Source organism: Pseudarthrobacter sp. SL88 (assembly GCF_026672455.1).
Taxonomy (GTDB): domain Bacteria; phylum Actinomycetota; class Actinomycetes; order Actinomycetales; family Micrococcaceae; genus Arthrobacter.
Genome location: NZ_JAPPRD010000001.1, coordinates 224,433 through 240,759, shown reverse-complemented (window position 1 = coordinate 240,759; position 16,327 = coordinate 224,433). Strand labels below are relative to the sequence as shown.

Below are 16,327 nucleotides of genomic sequence, written 5' to 3'. Positions count from 1 at the left end.
CCACCGGGACTGCGGACCGGAACGTGGGGGATCCCCCTGAGCAGACCCTGAATTGGCCCGGCCGACAACGCCGGGAGCAGGATTCCGGGCAGCCCTAGACCTTCGCGCCGGTCTTCGCGGCACCCACGAAGGCACGGATCTTTGCCAGGTCCTTGACGCCCCGGGATGCCTCCACACCGGAGGACACGTCCACACCCCAGGCGTGGGCTGCCACGGAAGCCTCACCCACATTGCCCGCCTCCAGCCCGCCGGCGAGCAACCACTGGCGGCCCTGCAGGACGGGGAGATCCGCCATGGACGCGTAGTCCCAGCTCTCACCCGAGCCGGGCACGGCGGCATCGATCAGGAGGAGGTCCTCGCCCCAGTCCTCCAACTCATCCGGCCCGGCACCAGCGGTGACGGCCCTGACCAGCTTCATGCCGGCGTCGTGCACTGTGGCGACATCCGCGCGGGTACGCTGGCCGTGCAGCTGGATCCACTGCAATCCTGCGGCGCGGGCAATGGCAATGGCGTCGGCCACGGGCTCGTGGCGGAAGACAGCAATGGGGGAAACATTCGCCGGCACGTCCGCCAGCAAGGTGGCAACCTGGCCCGGCGAGACCACCCGCGGGCTGGCAGTCAGGACGAATCCCACCGCATCCGCCCCGGCATCCACCGCCTCACGGATGGATTCTGACGTGCTGAGACCACACACTTTGACGAACATTCCCGGCTCCTTCAGGCTGTTTTCGTGTTGACCCCCCGCAGGAGAGTAGCAGGGACGGGTCCAACCTGCGATGCATGCCCACGTAACCAAACCGCACACTCGCCAGGTGGCGGGACCGGTCAACCCCGGCCGCAAACTAGGCTGGGCAGATGCAGATCATCCGCTTCGCAGAACTCAAGGCCAAACCCTGGCGCAACGGCGGCGGCACCACACGGGAAATCCTCAGCGGCCCGGCGGACCAGGCTGACGGGTGGGGCTGGCGGGTCAGCCTCGCCGATGTCACCAAAGCCGGTGATTTTTCGGAGTTCCCGGGCTGTGAGCGTGTGCTGACCGTGGTGGAGGGCGAACTCCTGCTGCTCAGCGTGGACGGCTCCGAACGTCCCGTGGAAAAGTACCGGCCATTCCGCTTCGACGGCGGCGCGGCAACCACCGCCACGCTGCCCACCGGCGACATTCGGAACCTCAACGTGATCACCAAGTCTGACGCCTTCAAGGGCTACGCATCCGTCATCGAAATTTCGAAGAAGCGGGCCCACCCGGTGTTCGCGGGACAGGTCGCAGTGCTGCTGCAGGGACAGGCAACGGCTGGTGACGGGGCCGGCGGCTCCGCTGACCTGGGGCGTTACGACGCGGTAGTGGGATCCGATGACGCCACTCCGGAGGTCACCGGCCGCGGGTTCCTGGCCGTGGTGTCCATCGATCCTGCAAGCGACTGACACGCCGGCGAACCGGACCCCGACAAGGACAAGAGCAGGGACAGGGGCAGGGGCGAACGTCCCGGGCCCTGATGTTTCCCCCTCTGGTGGGCGCTCCGGCCCGTCCCTACACTCGGCACTATGACCACAACAACGTTCAACGCGCTCCTGTCCACCCAGATCGGCAACGAATTCACGGCGTCCCAGCAGTACATCGCCGTTGCCACGTGGTTCGCCAACCAGGACCTGCCCCAGTTGGCCCGCTACTTCTACCGCCAGTCCGTGGAGGAGCGGAACCACGCCATGATGATGGTCCAGTACATGCTGGACCGCGACATCCCCTTCAGCATTCCGGGCGTTCCGGCTGTCCGGACCGATTTCGCCAAGGTCACCGAACCGCTGGCCCTGGCGCTGCAGCAGGAACAGGAAGTCACCAGGAACATCGAGGACCTTTTCCGTGCCGCCCGCTCCGAAAATGATGCCCTGGGCGAGCAGTTCATGCTCTGGTTCCTCAAGGAACAGGTGGAGGAGGTGGCGTCCATGACCACGCTGCTGAATATCGCCGAACGCGCGGACAACCTGTTCGACATCGAAAACTTCATTGCCCGGGAAACCGTCGGCAACGGCGGCCGCGACGCCAACGCGCCGGTTGCCGCAGGCGGCACGCTCTAACCCCCGGCTAACTGGGTAGCAGCAGATGTCGGATAGAGCCGTCAAAAGAGCATCTGCTGCGACCTGGTTGGGTGCAGACACCCGTGGTGAGCTTGGGCACCAACGCTGGCCAGCCGGCGTCGGGCGTTGCTATGTTGGATGCCAAGGCTCCGCACCCGAGCCTCCGGACGACGGTTCAGTACCCGGCACGCGACAAGACTGGCCAAAGGATCTGTCATGTCGTGGTTAATCCTGGTTCTCTCCGGGGCGCTCGAAGCAGTCTGGGCCGCCGCCCTGCACCGCGCAGCGCAGGCATCCGGCAAACGCCGCATCGCCCCCTCCATCCTCTTCCTGGTCTCCGTCGCTGCCAGTACCGGCGGCCTGGCCTTTGCCATGCAAAGCATTCCCACCGGTACCGCCTATGCGGTGTGGGTGGGCGTCGGCGTGGTCCTGACGTCCGCCTACGCGATGGCCAGCAAGGTTGAACGCCCGACGGCGGCGCGCCTGCTCCTGCTGACCGGCATCGCCGCGTGCGTGGTGGGCCTGAAGGTGGTGGCGTGATGTTGAAGCGTTCAGCTCCGTGGCTGGTGCTCCTGGCATCAGCCGTCCTCGAAGCGGTCTGGGCCACCGCGCTCGGCCTGTCCGACGGCTTCAGCAAACCGCTGCCTACGTTGGTCTTCCTGATCACCGCCACGCTCAGCATGCTGGGCCTGGGGATGGCGATCCGGTCCATCCCGCTGGGCACCGCATACGCCATCTGGGTGGGGATCGGCGCCGCCCTCACAGTTGGCTGGGCAATGGCCACCGGAGTGGAACCCTTCAGCGTGCTGAAGCTGCTGTTCATTGCCGGAATCGTGGGCTGCGCCGCCGGGCTCAAGGCACTCCCCACCGAGAAGAAGCAGCCGGCTTCCGCACCGTCCGAGCCCGCCGGGCGCTGAGTCTCCCCACCTTTGAGGCGGGCCGACGGCGTGTCCCAGCGACCCGCCGTCGTCCGCCGTCCTGGTGGCCGCAAAGGTGGGGAGGTTCAGCGGCGCGGCCCTGGCCTTTAGGCTTTTGCCATGGACTCCCCCGAGATCGCCCAGGCCGTGGACGCGCTCCGGCGCCGGATAGCCCCGGGAACGCGAACCATCCTGGGCATCGCCGGGGCGCCCGGCTCCGGAAAATCCACCTTGGCCGCCTGGCTCCAGCAACAGTTCGGCCCCGGAACGGCGGTGGTGGTGCCCATGGACGGCTTCCACCTGGGGAACGCCATCATCGACGGAACCCCGCTGCGGGAGCGCAAGGGCGCCATGGACACGTTCGACGCCGGCGGATACCTGTCGCTGCTCCGGCGCCTGGCGGCACGGGACGAGGCGGTCGTTTACGCGCCGGAATTCCGGCGCACCCTGGACGAGCCTGTGGCGGCGTCGATCGCGGTGCCGGCCGACGTTCCGCTGGTCATCACCGAGGGCAACTACCTGCTGGCCGACCAGGAGCCGTGGAAAGAGATCCGGGCGCAGCTGGACGAGGTGTGGTTCCTGGAGACACCCCACGGGCTGCGGATCAGCCGGCTGGTGGCCCGGCACGCCTCATTCGGGATGGCGCCGGACGCCGCGGAGGCGTGGGCCAACGGGCCGGACGAGGCCAACACGGTCCTGATCAGGTCCACCCGCCACGCTGCCGACCGCATCATTCCCTGGCTCTGACCATCCCCTTTTTCCACATCGGACAAACTGACGGCAGCACCGCTGGGGTTCCCCATCTTTGAGGCGGGACGACGGCGTGTCCCGGGGACACGCCGTCGTCCATTCCATCCTCACGGCGAAGGTGGGGAATTTCAGCGGCAGATCAGGCTGTGCGGGCGGCCCGGACCAGCTCGGCACAGCGCTCGCCGATCATAATGGTGGTGATGTTCGGGTTCACGGTGGTCAGCTCCGGCATGACTGACGCGTCGGCCACCCGCAGGCCGGTGACGCCCTTGACCCGGAGTTCGGGATCCAGGGGCGACATCCGGTCCCCGGTTGCCCCCATCCGGACCGTGCCCGCGGGGTGGTAGACGGTGTTGTGGGTCTTACGGATGTACTCGGTGATCTCTTCATCGCTCTGGATGCCGGAACCCGGGTACAGCTCGGTTCCCACCCACTCGGAAAGCGCAGGCTGGGCCGCGATCTCACGGGCTTTCCGGATGCCGGCCACCATCACGCGCATGTCGTGGCCCTCGGGATCGGTGAAGTAGCGCGGATCCACCTTGGGCTTGTCCCGGAAGTCCTTGCTGCGCAGCTTCACGGTCCCGCGGCTGCGGGCGTGCGTGACGTTGGGCGTGAGGCAGAAGCCGTTCTCCGTGGTGGGGAAGCCCTGGCGCAGGGTGTGCATGTCGAACGGTACGGACCCGTAGTGGAACATCAGGTCCGGGCGGTCCAGGCCGTCCTCGGTGGTGGTGAAGATGCCGGCTTCCCACCACTGGGTGGACGTCTGGGTCATGGGCTGCTTCGCTTCCCACTGGATGACGCCCTCAGGGTGGTCCTGCAGGTGCTCGCCCACGCCGGGTGAATCCACCCGGACGGGGATGCCGAACTCCTCCAGCTGGGCCGCAGGGCCGATGCCGGAGAGCATCAGCAGTTTGGGCGAATCGATGGCACCGGTGGACACCACTACCTCGGCCCGGGCGGTGAGCTGGTGGGTCTTGGCGAAGGCGTTGTCCACCACGGCCACGCCGGTGCAGCGGTTGGCGTCGTCGAACGTGAGCTCCTTGGCGCGCAGGCCGGTCAGGAGGGTGAAGTTCTTCCGGTCCATGATGGGGTGGATGTAGGACACCGAGCTGGAGGACCGGGTGCCGTCGGCGCGGCGGTTGATCTGGAAGAAGCCGGCACCTTTGATCACCGTGTCGCCGGTGTTGAAGTGCGCCTTGGGGATTCCTGCCTGTTCGCAGGCTTCCAGCATGGCCCGGCCCGTGGGGTCCGACGCCGGGACGTTCATCAGGTGCACCGGTCCGGAGTCGCCGTGGTGCGGTGCGTCCGGGCCGGCGTCCTCATTGGTTTCCAGCTGCTTGTACAGCCGGTAAGCCAGGTCCGAGGTCCAGCCGGTGGCGCCGAACTTCTGCTCCCACTCGTCAATGTCCTCGCGCGGCGCCCAGAAGGCGATGCAGGAGTTGTGGCTGGAGCAGCCGCCCATCACCTTGGCCCGGGCGTGGCGCATGAAGGAGTTGCCGTTTTCCTGCTCTTCGATGGGGTAGTCCCAGTCGTAGCCGGATTCCAGCAGTTCCATCCAGCGGTCCAGTTGCAGGATCTCGGGGAGGTCCCGGTCGTCCGGACCGGCTTCCACCAGGGCAACTTCCAGCGAGGGGTCTTCGCTGAGGCGGGAAGCCACTGCAGCGCCCGCCGAGCCGCCGCCGATCACGATGTAGTCGAAGTCCGTCTTTGCTGCTGCGCTCATTATCAGTTCCTCCCTGCAGGTGCGGCGGCGTGGTCCGCGAACCAGCCGGTGACCTGCGGATCGATGTTCTGGTAGACGTGCTTGGCTTCCTGGTACTCGGCCAGGCCGGTGGGGCCCAGTTCACGGCCGACGCCGGACTGCCCGAAGCCGCCCCATTCCGCCTGTGGCAGGTAGGGGTGGAAATCGTTGATCCAGATGGTGCCGTGGCGGAGGGCACGGGCCACCCGCTGGGATTTGCCGGCGTCCTGTGACCAGACAGCCCCGGCCAGGCCGTAGTGGGTGTCGTTGCCGAGCTTCACGGCCTCGGCCTCGCTGGTGAAGGTTTCCACCGTCACCACGGGCCCGAACGCCTCGTCCACCAGGACCGACATTCCGCTGGTGACCTGGTCCAGGACGGTGGGCAGGTAGTAGAAGCCCTTTTCCAGGTCCCCGGTTCCCCACGCGCCGCCGCAGCGCAGGCGGGCGCCCTCCGCAACGCCCTTGTCCACGTAGGCGGTGACCTTGTCCCGGTGGGCTGCTGAAATCAGCGGGCCGGCCTCGGCGTCGGGGTCGAACGGGCCGCCCAGGCGGATCTGGCCTGCCCGGCGCACCAGCTCATCCACGAACTTCTCCGCAATGGATTCCTCCACGATCAGGCGGGCACCCGCGGAGCAGACCTGGCCGGAGTGAACGAACGCCGCGTTGAGGGCGTTGTCCAGGGCAGCGTCGAAATCAGCGTCCGCGAAGACGATGTTGGGGTTCTTGCCGCCCAGTTCCAGGGCAACCTTCTTGACCGAGGCGGCTGCCGAGGCCGCAATCACCTTGCCTGTTTCCAGGCCGCCGGTGAAGGACACCAGGTCCACGTCGGGGTGGCTGGACAGGACGGAGCCCACGGTTTTGCCGTCGCCAAGGACCAGGTTAGCGACGCCGTCGGGCAGTCCCAGCTCCTGGAGGACTTCCATCATGAGGATGGACGTGTGCGGCGTCAGTTCGCTGGGCTTGAGGACGAAGCTGCAGCCGCCCGCCAGCGCCGGGGCGATCTTCCACGCCGCCTGCAGCAGCGGGTAGTTCCACGGCGCGATCAGGGAGCAGACGCCCACGGGCTCGTACTCGATGCGGCTGACCACCGTGGGGCTGCCGGCATCCACCAGGCGGCCGGATTCCTGCCCGGCGAGCTTGCCGAAGTATTCGAAGCAGTTGGCGATGTCGTCCATGTCGATGTCGCTTTCCACCAGGCGCTTGCCCGTGTCCAGCGTTTCGGCGCGGGCAAACTCGTCCTTGCGGTCGCGCAGCCGGGCGGCCACTTTGAGCAGGAAAGAGCCGCGCTCCAGCGGAGACCTCGCGGACCACTCGCCGGCGTCGAAGGCAGCACGTGCGGCCAGCACCGCGCGGCCGGCGTCGTCAGCCGTCCCCTCAGCAACGGTGCCCACCAGCTCGCCGTCCGCCGGGCAGTGAATGTCCCGCGTGCCGCCGTCGGACGCTCCGGTCCAAGTGCCGCCGATGAATAGCGTCGAAGCGCTCATTTCGTTTCCTCCTGCATGTCGAAATCGGATTCCCAATTGTCTTTAGCCACCTGGTCCTCGACCAGGACGGTGTTTCCGGGTGCTGCACGGTTCAGGTGCAGGAATTCAAGGTGCTGCTCGTAGTGGTCCAGGACATCGGTGATGACCTGCTCGCGGGTGTATCCCATGAGGTCGTAACCGTGGCTGCCCTCCTGGGAGAACACCTCCATCCGGTAGTAACGGTCCTCCGGATCAGCGCGGCGGGTGGCGTAGCTGGGCGTCTCGTACTGGACCGGGTAGATCTGGTACTTGAACGCCCGTTCCTCCCCCATGGCCAGCTGCAGGTCGATGCTCTGGATGCCGCAGGCCTCCACCGTGGCTACGGTCAGCGACGTCTCGGCGCCCTGGGACTTGAGCTCCGCCTCGACGTCCTTCAACGCCGGCAGGGCCACGGTTTCGGCAAAGCGGGTTGTCTGCTTGCGGCCCGGGTAGCTCATGGCCCGGCTTAGCCGCTGCCGCCAGGTCCGTCCGCCGCGCTGGTCCAGGGACCTTCCGGTGATGATGCCGGGCAGGCTGGCGCGGTAGCTGTCGTTGAGCGAGTTCTCCACCCGCAGCGCCTTGTAGAGCCCCAGCATGATCAGCACCAGCAGCAGCGAGAGCGGCAGGCCCATGATGATGGTGGCGTTTTGCAGCGTGGGAACGCCGCCCACCGTCAGCATGGCCAGGGTCAGCAGGCCGGTGGCCACCGCCCAGAAGACGCGCATCCACTCGGGGCCGTCGGAATCGGCGTCCTTGAGGTGCGAGGTGAAGTTGGACATCACCAGGGCGCCGGAATCAGCCGAGGTCACGTAGAAGAGCAACCCGGTGAAAGTGGCGACTGCGGCGGTGACGGGTACGGCGGGGAACTGTTCCAGCAGGCTGTAGAAGCCGCGTTCCGGGTGGCTCATGGCCGCCTCGCCGAACGCCGCGTTGCCGTTCATGATCAGGTCAAGGCTGGAGTTCCCGAAGATGGAGATCCACAGCACGATGAAGATGAAGGGCACGGTCATGGTGCCCAGGACGAACTGCCTGATGGTGCGGCCGCGGGAAATGCGGGCCAGGAACAGGCCGACGAACGGCGCCCAGGCGATCCACCAGGCCCAGAAGAACAGGGTCCAGGCGTTCATCCAGTCCGTGGGACGGTCATAGGCGAACGTATCCAGGGTCATGGCGGGGAACCGGCTCATGACGTCGCCGATGTTCTGGGCGATCCCGTCCAGCAGGAAGCTGGTCTTGCCGGTCACCAGGACGAAGAGCATCAGGGCAACGGCCAGGATCACGTTCAGTTCGGAAAGCCGCCGGATCCCCTTCTCGACGCCGGAAACCACGGACACGGTGGCCATCACCACGGACAGGACGATCAGGCCGATCTGCACGGCCAGGTTCTCGGGAATGCCGAACATGAAGTTCAGCCCGTAGTTGAGCTGGACGACGCCGATGCCCAGTGAGGTGGCGATCCCGAAGATGGTGCCAAGGAGCGCCGCGATGTCCACCGCGTGCCCCACCGGCCCCTCGATCTTCTTGCCGAAGATGGGGTAAAGGGCCGAGCGGATGCTCAGCGGCAGGTTGTGCCGGTAGGAGAAGTAGCCCAGCGCGAGCCCCATGAGGGCGTACAGCGCCCAGCCGGTGATGCCGTAGTGGAACAGCGTCCACACCAGGGCCTGGCGGGCGGCCTCCGCGGTTCCTCCCTCGCCCTGCGGCGGGGCCAGGTACTGGCTTACCGGTTCGGAGACGGAGAAGAACATCAGGTCGATGCCGATGCCGGCGGCAAAGAGCATGGCCGCCCAGGTGAACATGCCGAACTGTGGTTTGGAGTGGTCCGGCCCGAGCTTGGTCTTTCCCACCCGGGACAGGGCGGCCACCAGGACGAAAATGACCACGGCGGTGACGATCATGAAGTAGTACCAGCCCATATTGGTGGACACCCAGCCCACCATGGCCCCGATGACCGCCTCCGCGTTGTCCTTGGCCATGATGGCCCACAGGGCAATAGCCACCACGCCGGTGGCGGAGCCCAGGAAGACTGTCTTGTTGACCCGGGTTTTGGCCGCCGGGCCGGCGCTGTGGTTGGTGTTTCCGCCGTGCGCGGGCGGCTTTCGTTCTTCTTTCTCAGGACCCGTGGTGTCCACGGGCGGTACTGCATTCTGGCTCATCAGATCCCGTTCCAGTTTTGAGGCTGCGGTCCAGACGCCGGGCGTACGGTGCCGCTGAGGGCACACCGAATGAAGATCAGGCCGGGCGTCGCATTGAGTCTGGCTTGGCTTTCGACGCTATCAACGGGTGCCCGGAAGGGCAGACTTTTATGAATCCGGTCACGGCTGGCCGTGATGCGGCCAACGGCCGAAATTGCGCGGATGCACCCGGGTTCGCAAGGAAGAAAGCGGTCCCCGCGCTGGTTGCAGCAGTAAGGTTGGCTGGATCGGCCCTACTCCCACAAGCCAAGGAGCACCATGCCCGCCATTGTCCACTTTGAGGTCCGGATCGATCCCGCACGCCGGGACGAGGCCGCGAAGTATCTGGCCGAAACACTCACCGCCACCCGCGCCTGGCCGGGCAACCAGGGCATCGAGGCGCTGGTGGACGACGCCGATCCCTGCCATATCCTGGTGGTGGAAACCTGGGCCACCCCGCAGGACCACGACGACTACGCAGCCTGGCGCACTACCCCGGAGGGCAAGAGCTCCCTGGGCGAGATCCTGGCCGCGCCGCCGTCCAAGCAGGTCTACTCGGAAACCCTGCCGCTGGGGCTGTAGCGCCTGCAGGACTGCTGCTGGCCCGGCAGCAGTCCTGCAAGGCAGCACGGATGCCGGAGACCGGGCACCCGGCGTCCCTAGACTGAAGCCTATGGACTCACTTCTGTACGACCTGCCGGCACTGACCATCCGCAGCATCTCCGTCAGCGAGATGGACAACAACGTGTACCTGCTGACGGCGAAGGCAAGCGGCGCACAACTGCTGATTGACGCCGCCGACGACCTCCCGGCCATCCGGCAACTGATAGCGGACGGCGCTGCGGACACCAAGGCCGGGCCGCGCCTCGCCCTCATCGCCACCACGCACCAGCACTGGGACCACGTGAGGGCGCTGAAGGAACTCGTGGAAGCTACGGGGGCGCGCACCGCCGCGGGAACGGACGACGCCGAGGCGCTGCCCGTTCCGGTGGATGTCCGCCTCAGCCACGGCGACGTGGGTAACTTCGACGGGTTCAACGTGACGGCAGTGCACCTGCGCGGCCACACCCCGGGCTCGATCGCGTTTGTCTACGAGGACCCTGAAGGGCCGGCGCACATCTTCTCCGGCGACTCACTTTTCCCGGGCGGCGTGGGTAACACCCAGAAGGACCCGGAACGGTTCGCCCAACTCCTGGACGACGTGGCGGAGCGGCTGTTCAACGCCTACCCGGACACCGCCGTCGTCCATCCCGGCCATGGCAAGCCCACCACCCTGGGCGCCGAACGGCCGCACCTGGAGGAATGGCGCGCCCGCGGCTGGTAAAACAAAAAGCGGTGGTTGAGCTTGTCGAAACCGGGTTTCGACAAGCTCAACCACCGCCGTAGTTCTAAGGCTAGGGGGGATTAGCGGCCGCGGCGCTCGTTCGACGCAGGCGCGGAAGCGCGGCGGGGACCGCTGCGCGCGGGACGGCCGGAACCGTTGCCCGAGCCGCCATTGCCGGCGCTGTACGAGCCACCCGAGGTGCCACCGGTGTTGGAGGACCAGACTGCCTTGGAACCGCCGCTGGCTGCTCCGGCGGAACGCTGGCCACGGCCACCGGACGCACCGGCTGCAGCACGCTGGCCGGTTGCCGGACGTCCGCTGCGCTGCCCGCCGCCCGAAGCGGGACGGCCGGATCCGCCGCGGGGTGCCTCGCTGCGGGTAATGCGTGAATCGGTGCGGCCCTCCGAAGAGCGTCCGTCCGAACCGCGGCCGGACGCTGCGCGGCCGCCTGCTGCGGGGACGTCGTTGCGGTGGGTGCTGGCGGTGCCACGGCCGCGGGCATTGCGCCGGGCAGCTGCTGCCGCCACGGAGCGGTCCTCGTTCTGCTCCCGCACGGCGTCGACGGCGGCGCGGGCCTCGGTGCGGCCTTCGAAGGCAGCAGCGCGGCGCTGGGCACGCGGGACGTCGGTGCGGGCGGGTTCGGCGGAGACCTTGCCCCGGCCGCCACGGCCGCCACGGCCACCGGCCGACGGAGACGCCTGGCGGCGGGCGCGCTTGCGCTCAGCGTTGGCGCCGGTGGAGGTTCCGCCGCCCTGCTGCGCAGCCTTCTTGGCCAGCAGCGCAGCGCGGGTACGCGGATCGATCTTGTCAGCCATTTCGCCCACCAGTTCGGCGACCAGCGGGGAGTTCGCGGTGACGCGCTCGAAGCTGACCTCCACGCCGGCAGCCTTCATCAGCTTCTTCACGTCGGACTGCTGTTCCGGCAGGGTCAGCGTGACAACGGTGCCGTCGGAACCGGCGCGGGCGGTACGGCCAGAGCGGTGCAGGTACGCCTTGTGCTCGGTGGGCGGGTCAACGTGGATGACCAGTTCGACGTCGTCCACGTGCACACCGCGGGCGGCGACGTCGGTGGCCACCAGGACACGGACGTCACCGTTGGAGAATTCGGCCAGGTTGCGGTCACGGGCGTTCTGCGAGAGGTTGCCGTGCAGGTCGACGGCGGGGATCCCGGCATCGGTGAGGGTCTTGGCCAGCTTGCGGGCGTGGTGCTTGGTCCGCATGAAGAGGACGCGGCGGCCGGCGCCGGAGGCGAGCTCCACGATCAGCTGCTTCTTTGACGGTCTGGTCGTTGACCACCAGCACGTGGTGTTCCATGGTGGTCACCGCGGCCTGCGGGTCGTCCACGGAGTGGGTCAGCGGGTTGGACAGGTAGCGCTGGACGATCTTGTCCACGCCGTTGTCCAGGGTGGCGGAGAAGAGCAGGCGCTGGCCCTGGCTGGGGGTCATGTCCATGAGCTTCTTGACCACGGGCAGGAAGCCGAGGTCCGCCATGTGGTCTGCCTCGTCGAGGACGGTGATTTCCACGGCTTCGAGGGTGAGGATGCGCTGGCGGATCAGGTCCTCCAGGCGGCCGGGGCAGGCGATGACGATGTCGACGCCGGCGCGCAGCGCCTTCTCCTGGCGGGCCTGGGAGATGCCGCCGTAGATCACGGTGGTGTTCAGGCCGGCGGCCTTGGCCAGCGGCTCGATGGTGGCGTTGATCTGGGTGGCCAGTTCACGGGTAGGTGCCAGCACCAGGCCCATGGGGCGGCCGGGCTTGCGGAAGTGCTTGGCTTCCCGCTCAGCGAGTCTTGCTACAAGCGGGATAGCGAAAGCGATGGTTTTACCGGAGCCGGTCCGGCCGCGGCCCAGGACGTCACGTCCGGAGAGGGTATCCGGAAGGGTCTTGACCTGGATAGGGAACGGCTCAACAATTCCCTGTGCGGTAAGGGTGTCTGCAAGCGCCTTGGGAGTTCCGAGGGCAGCGAAAGTAGTCATGTATTTATACGGTCTTTCAGGCGGTATCCAGGCGGATATCGGCCCCCGGCGCCGGTTGGACCAGGGGTTCGCCGAAGAAAAGTCAGGTGATCAACCGTTCTGCTGCATAAAGGGGCAGCCAGCCGGGACCAAATGGAACGCGTTCATCGACGCAGGATGTGCCTCTCACATGAAAAAAGCCCTGTCCCTAAATGAAGGGTTACCAGGGCATCACTGCACATCAAGTTCCACCATCGTAGCATCCCTGCCCCGTCGACGTATAAGTGGCGGCCTCCGGGGCCGCTTCAGGGCGTTGCCCTGGCGGGTGGCACAAGGCAGGGTTGAGGCATGAGCGAACATGCGGCGCACCACCATGACACGCACGACGACGGCGCCCCCACCGGCGGACACGGCACCAGCGCGGACCACCACAGTGCTGACGGCACCAGCGCGGCCCATAACGGAACTGAAGGTGCCAGGGCTGCCATCGATCCGGCCGCGGCCTGGGACGAGCGGTACCGCACCAAGACGCAGCTCTGGAGCGGAAACCCGAACCCCCAGCTGGTCCGCGAGGCCGGCGGCCTGAAGCCGGGACATGCGCTGGAACTGGGCTGCGGCGAAGGTGCCGACGCCATCTGGCTGGCCCATCACGGCTGGACGGTCACCGCCGTCGACGTCTCAGCGGTTGCCCTGGAACGGGCGCAGTCCCACGAAAAAGCCGTGTTCGCGCGCGAAAGCGTGCAGGCTGCAGAGGCTGTGCCGGCCAGCCGCATCACGTGGCAGCAGGCCGACCTGGAGCAGTGGCAGCCTGAGGGCGCCTTCGATTTGGTGACCTCACAGTTCCTGCACTCCGAGGAACTCGACTGGCGGCTTCCGCTCCGGACCGCAGCAGCAGCCGTCAAGCCCGGCGGGACGCTCCTGGTGGTTGGGCACCACCCGGACCGGCTGCCGCCGTGGGGCGGCGGGCACCACCACGGGGACATGTTCTACAAGGGCGAGGACCTGGTCCGGGAACTGTCGTTGGAGGGCCCGGGCTGGCAGGTGGAAGTGCTGACCAGCCGGGAGCGCCCGGTCACGGGGCCGGAGGGCCAGCAGGCCACTATCGCTGACGTCGTGCTGCGGGCCACCCGGCTCCCCTGACCGGCAGGGTCAGCCCGCGCGGGAGGTGACCCGCGGTGCCACCACAGCCGCGGCGACGCCCACCAGCGCAGCGAAGGTGAAGACGCCGGCGAAGGAGGCCGCCGTCGTCGTGAACGCCGTGAAGACGATGCCCGTGGTGGCCAGGGCCAGCGCCCCGCCGAGGGAGTCGGAAATGGACATGGCCGAGGAGTTGAAGCCTTCGTTGTCCTTCGTGGACAGTGCCAGGGTCATCACGCTGAGCCGCGGATAAAGCAGGCCCATGCCGCCGCCCGCGAAGATCCAACCCACGATGGCGACGGCGGCGGGCCAGTGCAGCGCGGTGGTGGCCAGAGCGAGGATCACCGCGCCGAGGACCATGAATGCCCCGGCGCTGACCGCGCCGGGGTTGGACAGCCGGTCGCCCAGCCGGCCCTGCACCGCCGCGGCTGCCGCCCAGGCGAGCGCGCCACCGGTGAGGGTGAGGCCGGCGAAGGTGGGCGGGAAGCCATACTGCTCGATCAGCAGGTACGGCAGGTAGACCTCGGCGCCGAAGAACGAGGCTGAAGCGAGTCCGCGGGCCAGGATGACGCTCGGCAGCCCGCGGCGGGCGAGGAGGGTGCCGCGGGGAACCAGTGGCCGGGCGGCGGCAAGGGCAAGCGCGACGGCGGCGACGGCCAGGACCGCGGTGGCAGCCGGAAAGCCCTGGATACGGACCTCGGCGGACAGGTTCAGCCCCAGCACCGCGACTGCGGCGAGCGCCGCCCAGCCCAGCCGGCCGATGGCCCAGGGCGTTGCAGCTGCCGCCGCTCCCGGCCGGTCCATCCCCTTCAGCACCGGGGCGATCATGAGCAAGGCCGGAATGACGAGGCCCACCACGCCGAGGAAGACCCAGTGCCAGCTGAAGACCTGCGCCACGATGCCGGCGGCAAACGGTCCCACGAGCGACGGGATCACCCAAGCGGCGGAGAACGCCGCGAAGATCTTCGGGTGGAGCGTGCCAGGAAAAATCCGCGCCACCAGGACGTAGAGCGCCACTGTCAGGGCGCCGCCGCCGAGGCCCTGGACCAGCCTTCCGGCCACGAGCATCGGCATGGACGCGGCGGTGCCCGCGATCAGGAGGCCGGCCACGAACAGAGCCACAGAGGCGTAGAGGGGGACGGTGGGGCCGCGGCGGTCGGACCAGTTGCCGGCGGCCACATTGCCGATCACCCCCGCGGCCAGGGGGCCGGCGAAGGCGAGGGCGTAGAGGCTTGCACCGTCCAGTTCGCGGCTGACCAGCGGCATGATGGTGGTGACCGCCAGCGATTCGAAGGCAGCAAGGAACACCAGCGCGCAGGTCCCCACAGTGACCCACAGGTAGGGCCGCTGGAGGATGCCGGCCGTGGGCTCCGTGGCGGGGAGGGTGGAGCGGCCCACTGTCCCCTACCCCACGTACCGGCTGCGGCCGGCGCGGCAGCCAAAGACGGCGGCCAGCAGCCCCACCGCGAGGAACAGGAAACCGGCGGCGGTAAAGGACCCCGTCCCCTGGTGCAGTTGCCCCACCATCAGGGTCCCGGTGGAGCCCAGGCCGTACCCGACGCCCTGCATCATGCCCGACAGGTGCGCGGCAGTGTGCCCGTCGCGGGTGCGGAGCATGATCAGGGTGAGGGCCACAGCGGTAAGGCTGCCCTGCCCCAGCCCCAGCAGGCCTGCCCACACCCAGACCAGTTCCAGGGGCCCGAAGATGCTCAGCGCGAAGCCGCCGCCGGTCATCAGGGCAACAACGGTATTGATGGCACGCTGGTCCCGGAACCTCGCCGCCAGCGCGGGGGCGAACAGCGAACCCAGCATCTGCAGCACGATGCTCACCGAGACGATCAGCCCGGCAGTGGCGCCGTCCACGCCGCGTTCCCGCAGGATGGGGGCCAGCCAGGCGAAGACGCTGAAAGACATCATGGCCTGCAGCACCATGAAGATGGTGACCTGCCAGGCCACCGCGGAACGCCAAACGTTCACGCCGTCCCTGACAGCCTGGTGCCGGGCAGGGTGCTGGCGCAGGGCCACCGGGAGGAACAGGAGAAGGACGACGGCGGCCGGCAGCGCCCAGAACCACAGCGCCGCGGTCCACTCCCCTGCTGCCGCGTAGACCGGGTAGGTGAAGCCGGCCCCCAGCGCGGCCGAGGCACAGATGGCCGTGGTGTACAGGCCGCCCATCAGGCCCAGCCGGTGCGGGAAGTCGCGTTTGACCAGGCCGGGGAGCAGGACGTTGCACAGGGCGATGGCCGCACCGCAGGCCGCAGTTCCGGCGAGGAGGCCGGGCAGGTGGCCGCCGGGAAGTCCGGGGTCGGCCGGGCGCAGCAGGAGCCCCGCGGTCAGCACGGCCATGGCACCGAGCAGCACGCGTTCGGCGCCGAACCTCCGCGCCAGCACCGGGGCCAGCGGCGCGAACACCCCCAGCAGGGTGACCGGCACCGTCGTCAGCACCACGATGGCCCACCCGGGCAACGACGCCTGCGCCGTGATCTCGGGAAGTACCGCAGAGAAACTGGAGAAGACGGTCCGGAGGTTCAGCCCGATCAGCACCAGGCACAGTCCCAGGTAGGCCAGTTGCCGGCGGTTCCCCACCCGGGTGGGTCCGGGGGCGGGCGCCTCATCAGCCTCGGCGTCGATGAGGCCGATGGAATCCTTGGGTGGCGCGGGGTCCTTCGCCGCCTTCAGGCCAGGTTTCTTTGCCCCGGCATTCGTTGCTTCGGTCACCCGCCCATTCTTGCAGCACCGGCCCTGGCGGATCCCCG

14 protein-coding genes, 1 pseudogene and 1 riboswitch are annotated in these 16,327 nt (G+C 67.9%); of the genes and pseudogenes, 8 read left to right on the top strand and 7 right to left on the bottom strand.

Features of this window, described 5'->3' with window-relative positions; all coding sequences use genetic code 11:
* Window positions 1-94: 94 nt before the first annotated feature.
* Window positions 95-706 carry a phosphoribosylanthranilate isomerase gene (locus tag OVA06_RS01005; RefSeq protein WP_268155664.1) on the bottom strand — a complete coding sequence of 204 codons (612 nt, stop codon included), beginning with the start codon at window positions 704-706 and terminating at the stop codon, window positions 95-97.
* Between the two features lie 149 nt (window positions 707-855).
* Between OVA06_RS01005 and OVA06_RS01000 the strand changes: the two genes are divergently transcribed.
* The 5 genes from OVA06_RS01000 to OVA06_RS00980 all read left to right on the top strand — a co-directional run bounded on the left by OVA06_RS01000 (window position 856) and on the right by OVA06_RS00980 (window position 3,737).
* Complete coding sequence (locus OVA06_RS01000) at window positions 856-1,422, top strand: HutD/Ves family protein (protein ID WP_268155662.1); 567 nt, start codon at window positions 856-858, stop codon at window positions 1,420-1,422.
* A gap of 120 nt (window positions 1,423-1,542) precedes the next feature.
* The gene (locus OVA06_RS00995; protein WP_268155660.1) at window positions 1,543-2,073 is read left to right on the top strand and encodes a ferritin; all 531 of its coding nucleotides are present in this window, start codon (window positions 1,543-1,545) and stop codon (window positions 2,071-2,073) included.
* Between the two features lie 141 nt (window positions 2,074-2,214).
* A riboswitch (guanidine-III (ykkC-III) riboswitch) is annotated at window positions 2,215-2,280 on the top strand.
* 9 nt (window positions 2,281-2,289) lie between these two features.
* Complete coding sequence (locus OVA06_RS00990; RefSeq protein WP_268155658.1) at window positions 2,290-2,613, top strand: DMT family transporter; 324 nt, start codon at window positions 2,290-2,292, stop codon at window positions 2,611-2,613.
* Window positions 2,613-2,990, top strand: coding sequence for a DMT family transporter (locus tag OVA06_RS00985; protein ID WP_268155656.1), 378 nt, complete (start codon window positions 2,613-2,615; stop codon window positions 2,988-2,990). Before OVA06_RS00990 ends, OVA06_RS00985 begins: the two co-directional genes overlap by 1 nt.
* Before the next feature lie 120 nt (window positions 2,991-3,110).
* Window positions 3,111-3,737, top strand: coding sequence for a nucleoside/nucleotide kinase family protein (locus tag OVA06_RS00980; RefSeq protein WP_268155654.1), 627 nt, complete (start codon window positions 3,111-3,113; stop codon window positions 3,735-3,737).
* A gap of 142 nt (window positions 3,738-3,879) precedes the next feature.
* Here the strand turns inward: OVA06_RS00980 and OVA06_RS00975 are convergent, their stop codons facing one another.
* Genes OVA06_RS00975 through betT form a run of 3 tightly spaced genes read right to left on the bottom strand, consistent with a single transcriptional unit; the run spans window position 3,880 to window position 9,136 of the window.
* Complete coding sequence (locus tag OVA06_RS00975; RefSeq protein ID WP_268155652.1) at window positions 3,880-5,463, bottom strand: GMC family oxidoreductase; 1,584 nt, start codon at window positions 5,461-5,463, stop codon at window positions 3,880-3,882.
* Between the two features lie 2 nt (window positions 5,464-5,465).
* A complete protein-coding gene (locus OVA06_RS00970) occupies window positions 5,466-6,965 on the bottom strand; it encodes an aldehyde dehydrogenase family protein (protein ID WP_268155650.1) in 1,500 nt (499 codons plus the stop codon).
* Window positions 6,962-9,136 carry a choline BCCT transporter BetT gene (gene betT, locus OVA06_RS00965; RefSeq protein WP_268155648.1) on the bottom strand — a complete coding sequence of 725 codons (2,175 nt, stop codon included), beginning with the start codon at window positions 9,134-9,136 and terminating at the stop codon, window positions 6,962-6,964. Before betT ends, OVA06_RS00970 begins: the two co-directional genes overlap by 4 nt.
* 297 nt (window positions 9,137-9,433) lie before the next feature.
* Here betT and OVA06_RS00960 point away from each other — a divergent pair, with 297 nt between their 5' ends.
* Window positions 9,434-9,736 (top strand): putative quinol monooxygenase, encoded by a 303-nt coding sequence (locus OVA06_RS00960; protein ID WP_056081028.1) that lies wholly within the window; start codon window positions 9,434-9,436, stop codon window positions 9,734-9,736.
* A gap of 91 nt (window positions 9,737-9,827) precedes the next feature.
* Window positions 9,828-10,478 (top strand): MBL fold metallo-hydrolase, encoded by a 651-nt coding sequence (locus OVA06_RS00955; protein ID WP_268155646.1) that lies wholly within the window; start codon window positions 9,828-9,830, stop codon window positions 10,476-10,478.
* 80 nt (window positions 10,479-10,558) lie between these two features.
* Here OVA06_RS00955 and OVA06_RS00950 read toward each other — a convergent pair.
* Window positions 10,559-12,455: pseudogene (locus OVA06_RS00950) on the bottom strand (DEAD/DEAH box helicase).
* A gap of 327 nt (window positions 12,456-12,782) precedes the next feature.
* Between OVA06_RS00950 and OVA06_RS00945 the strand changes: the two are divergent.
* On the top strand, window positions 12,783-13,574 hold the full coding sequence (locus tag OVA06_RS00945) for an SAM-dependent methyltransferase (RefSeq protein ID WP_268155644.1): 792 nt from the start codon (window positions 12,783-12,785) through the stop codon (window positions 13,572-13,574).
* A gap of 9 nt (window positions 13,575-13,583) precedes the next feature.
* Here OVA06_RS00945 and OVA06_RS00940 read toward each other — a convergent pair whose 3' ends face one another.
* Both OVA06_RS00940 and OVA06_RS00935 read right to left on the bottom strand, forming a co-directional pair.
* Window positions 13,584-14,969: an MFS transporter gene (locus OVA06_RS00940; RefSeq protein ID WP_268155643.1), complete on the bottom strand. Its 1,386-nt coding sequence runs from the start codon at window positions 14,967-14,969 to the stop codon at window positions 13,584-13,586.
* A 6-nt stretch (window positions 14,970-14,975) separates the two neighbouring features.
* Window positions 14,976-16,250: a CynX/NimT family MFS transporter gene (locus tag OVA06_RS00935; RefSeq protein WP_268160566.1), complete on the bottom strand. Its 1,275-nt coding sequence runs from the start codon at window positions 16,248-16,250 to the stop codon at window positions 14,976-14,978.
* Window positions 16,251-16,327 lie beyond the last annotated feature (77 nt).

Bases quoted from the DNA above. Each gene is read 5' to 3' on its own strand.
- OVA06_RS00995 (WP_268155660.1), top strand. From the start codon at position 1,543: ATGACCACAACAACGTTCAACGCGCTCCTGTCCACCCAGATCGGCAAC.
- OVA06_RS00970 (WP_268155650.1), bottom strand. From the start codon at position 6,965: ATGAGCGCTTCGACGCTATTCATCGGCGGCACTTGGACCGGAGCGTCC.
- OVA06_RS01005 (WP_268155664.1), bottom strand. From the start codon at position 706: ATGTTCGTCAAAGTGTGTGGTCTCAGCACGTCAGAATCCATCCGTGAG.
- OVA06_RS00975 (WP_268155652.1), bottom strand. From the start codon at position 5,463: ATGAGCGCAGCAGCAAAGACGGACTTCGACTACATCGTGATCGGCGGC.
- OVA06_RS00980 (WP_268155654.1), top strand. From the start codon at position 3,111: ATGGACTCCCCCGAGATCGCCCAGGCCGTGGACGCGCTCCGGCGCCGG.
- OVA06_RS00945 (WP_268155644.1), top strand. From the start codon at position 12,783: ATGAGCGAACATGCGGCGCACCACCATGACACGCACGACGACGGCGCC.
- OVA06_RS01000 (WP_268155662.1), top strand. From the start codon at position 856: ATGCAGATCATCCGCTTCGCAGAACTCAAGGCCAAACCCTGGCGCAAC.
- OVA06_RS00985 (WP_268155656.1), top strand. From the start codon at position 2,613: ATGTTGAAGCGTTCAGCTCCGTGGCTGGTGCTCCTGGCATCAGCCGTC.
- OVA06_RS00955 (WP_268155646.1), top strand. From the start codon at position 9,828: ATGGACTCACTTCTGTACGACCTGCCGGCACTGACCATCCGCAGCATC.
- OVA06_RS00960 (WP_056081028.1), top strand. From the start codon at position 9,434: ATGCCCGCCATTGTCCACTTTGAGGTCCGGATCGATCCCGCACGCCGG.
- betT (WP_268155648.1), bottom strand. From the start codon at position 9,136: ATGAGCCAGAATGCAGTACCGCCCGTGGACACCACGGGTCCTGAGAAA.
- OVA06_RS00990 (WP_268155658.1), top strand. From the start codon at position 2,290: ATGTCGTGGTTAATCCTGGTTCTCTCCGGGGCGCTCGAAGCAGTCTGG.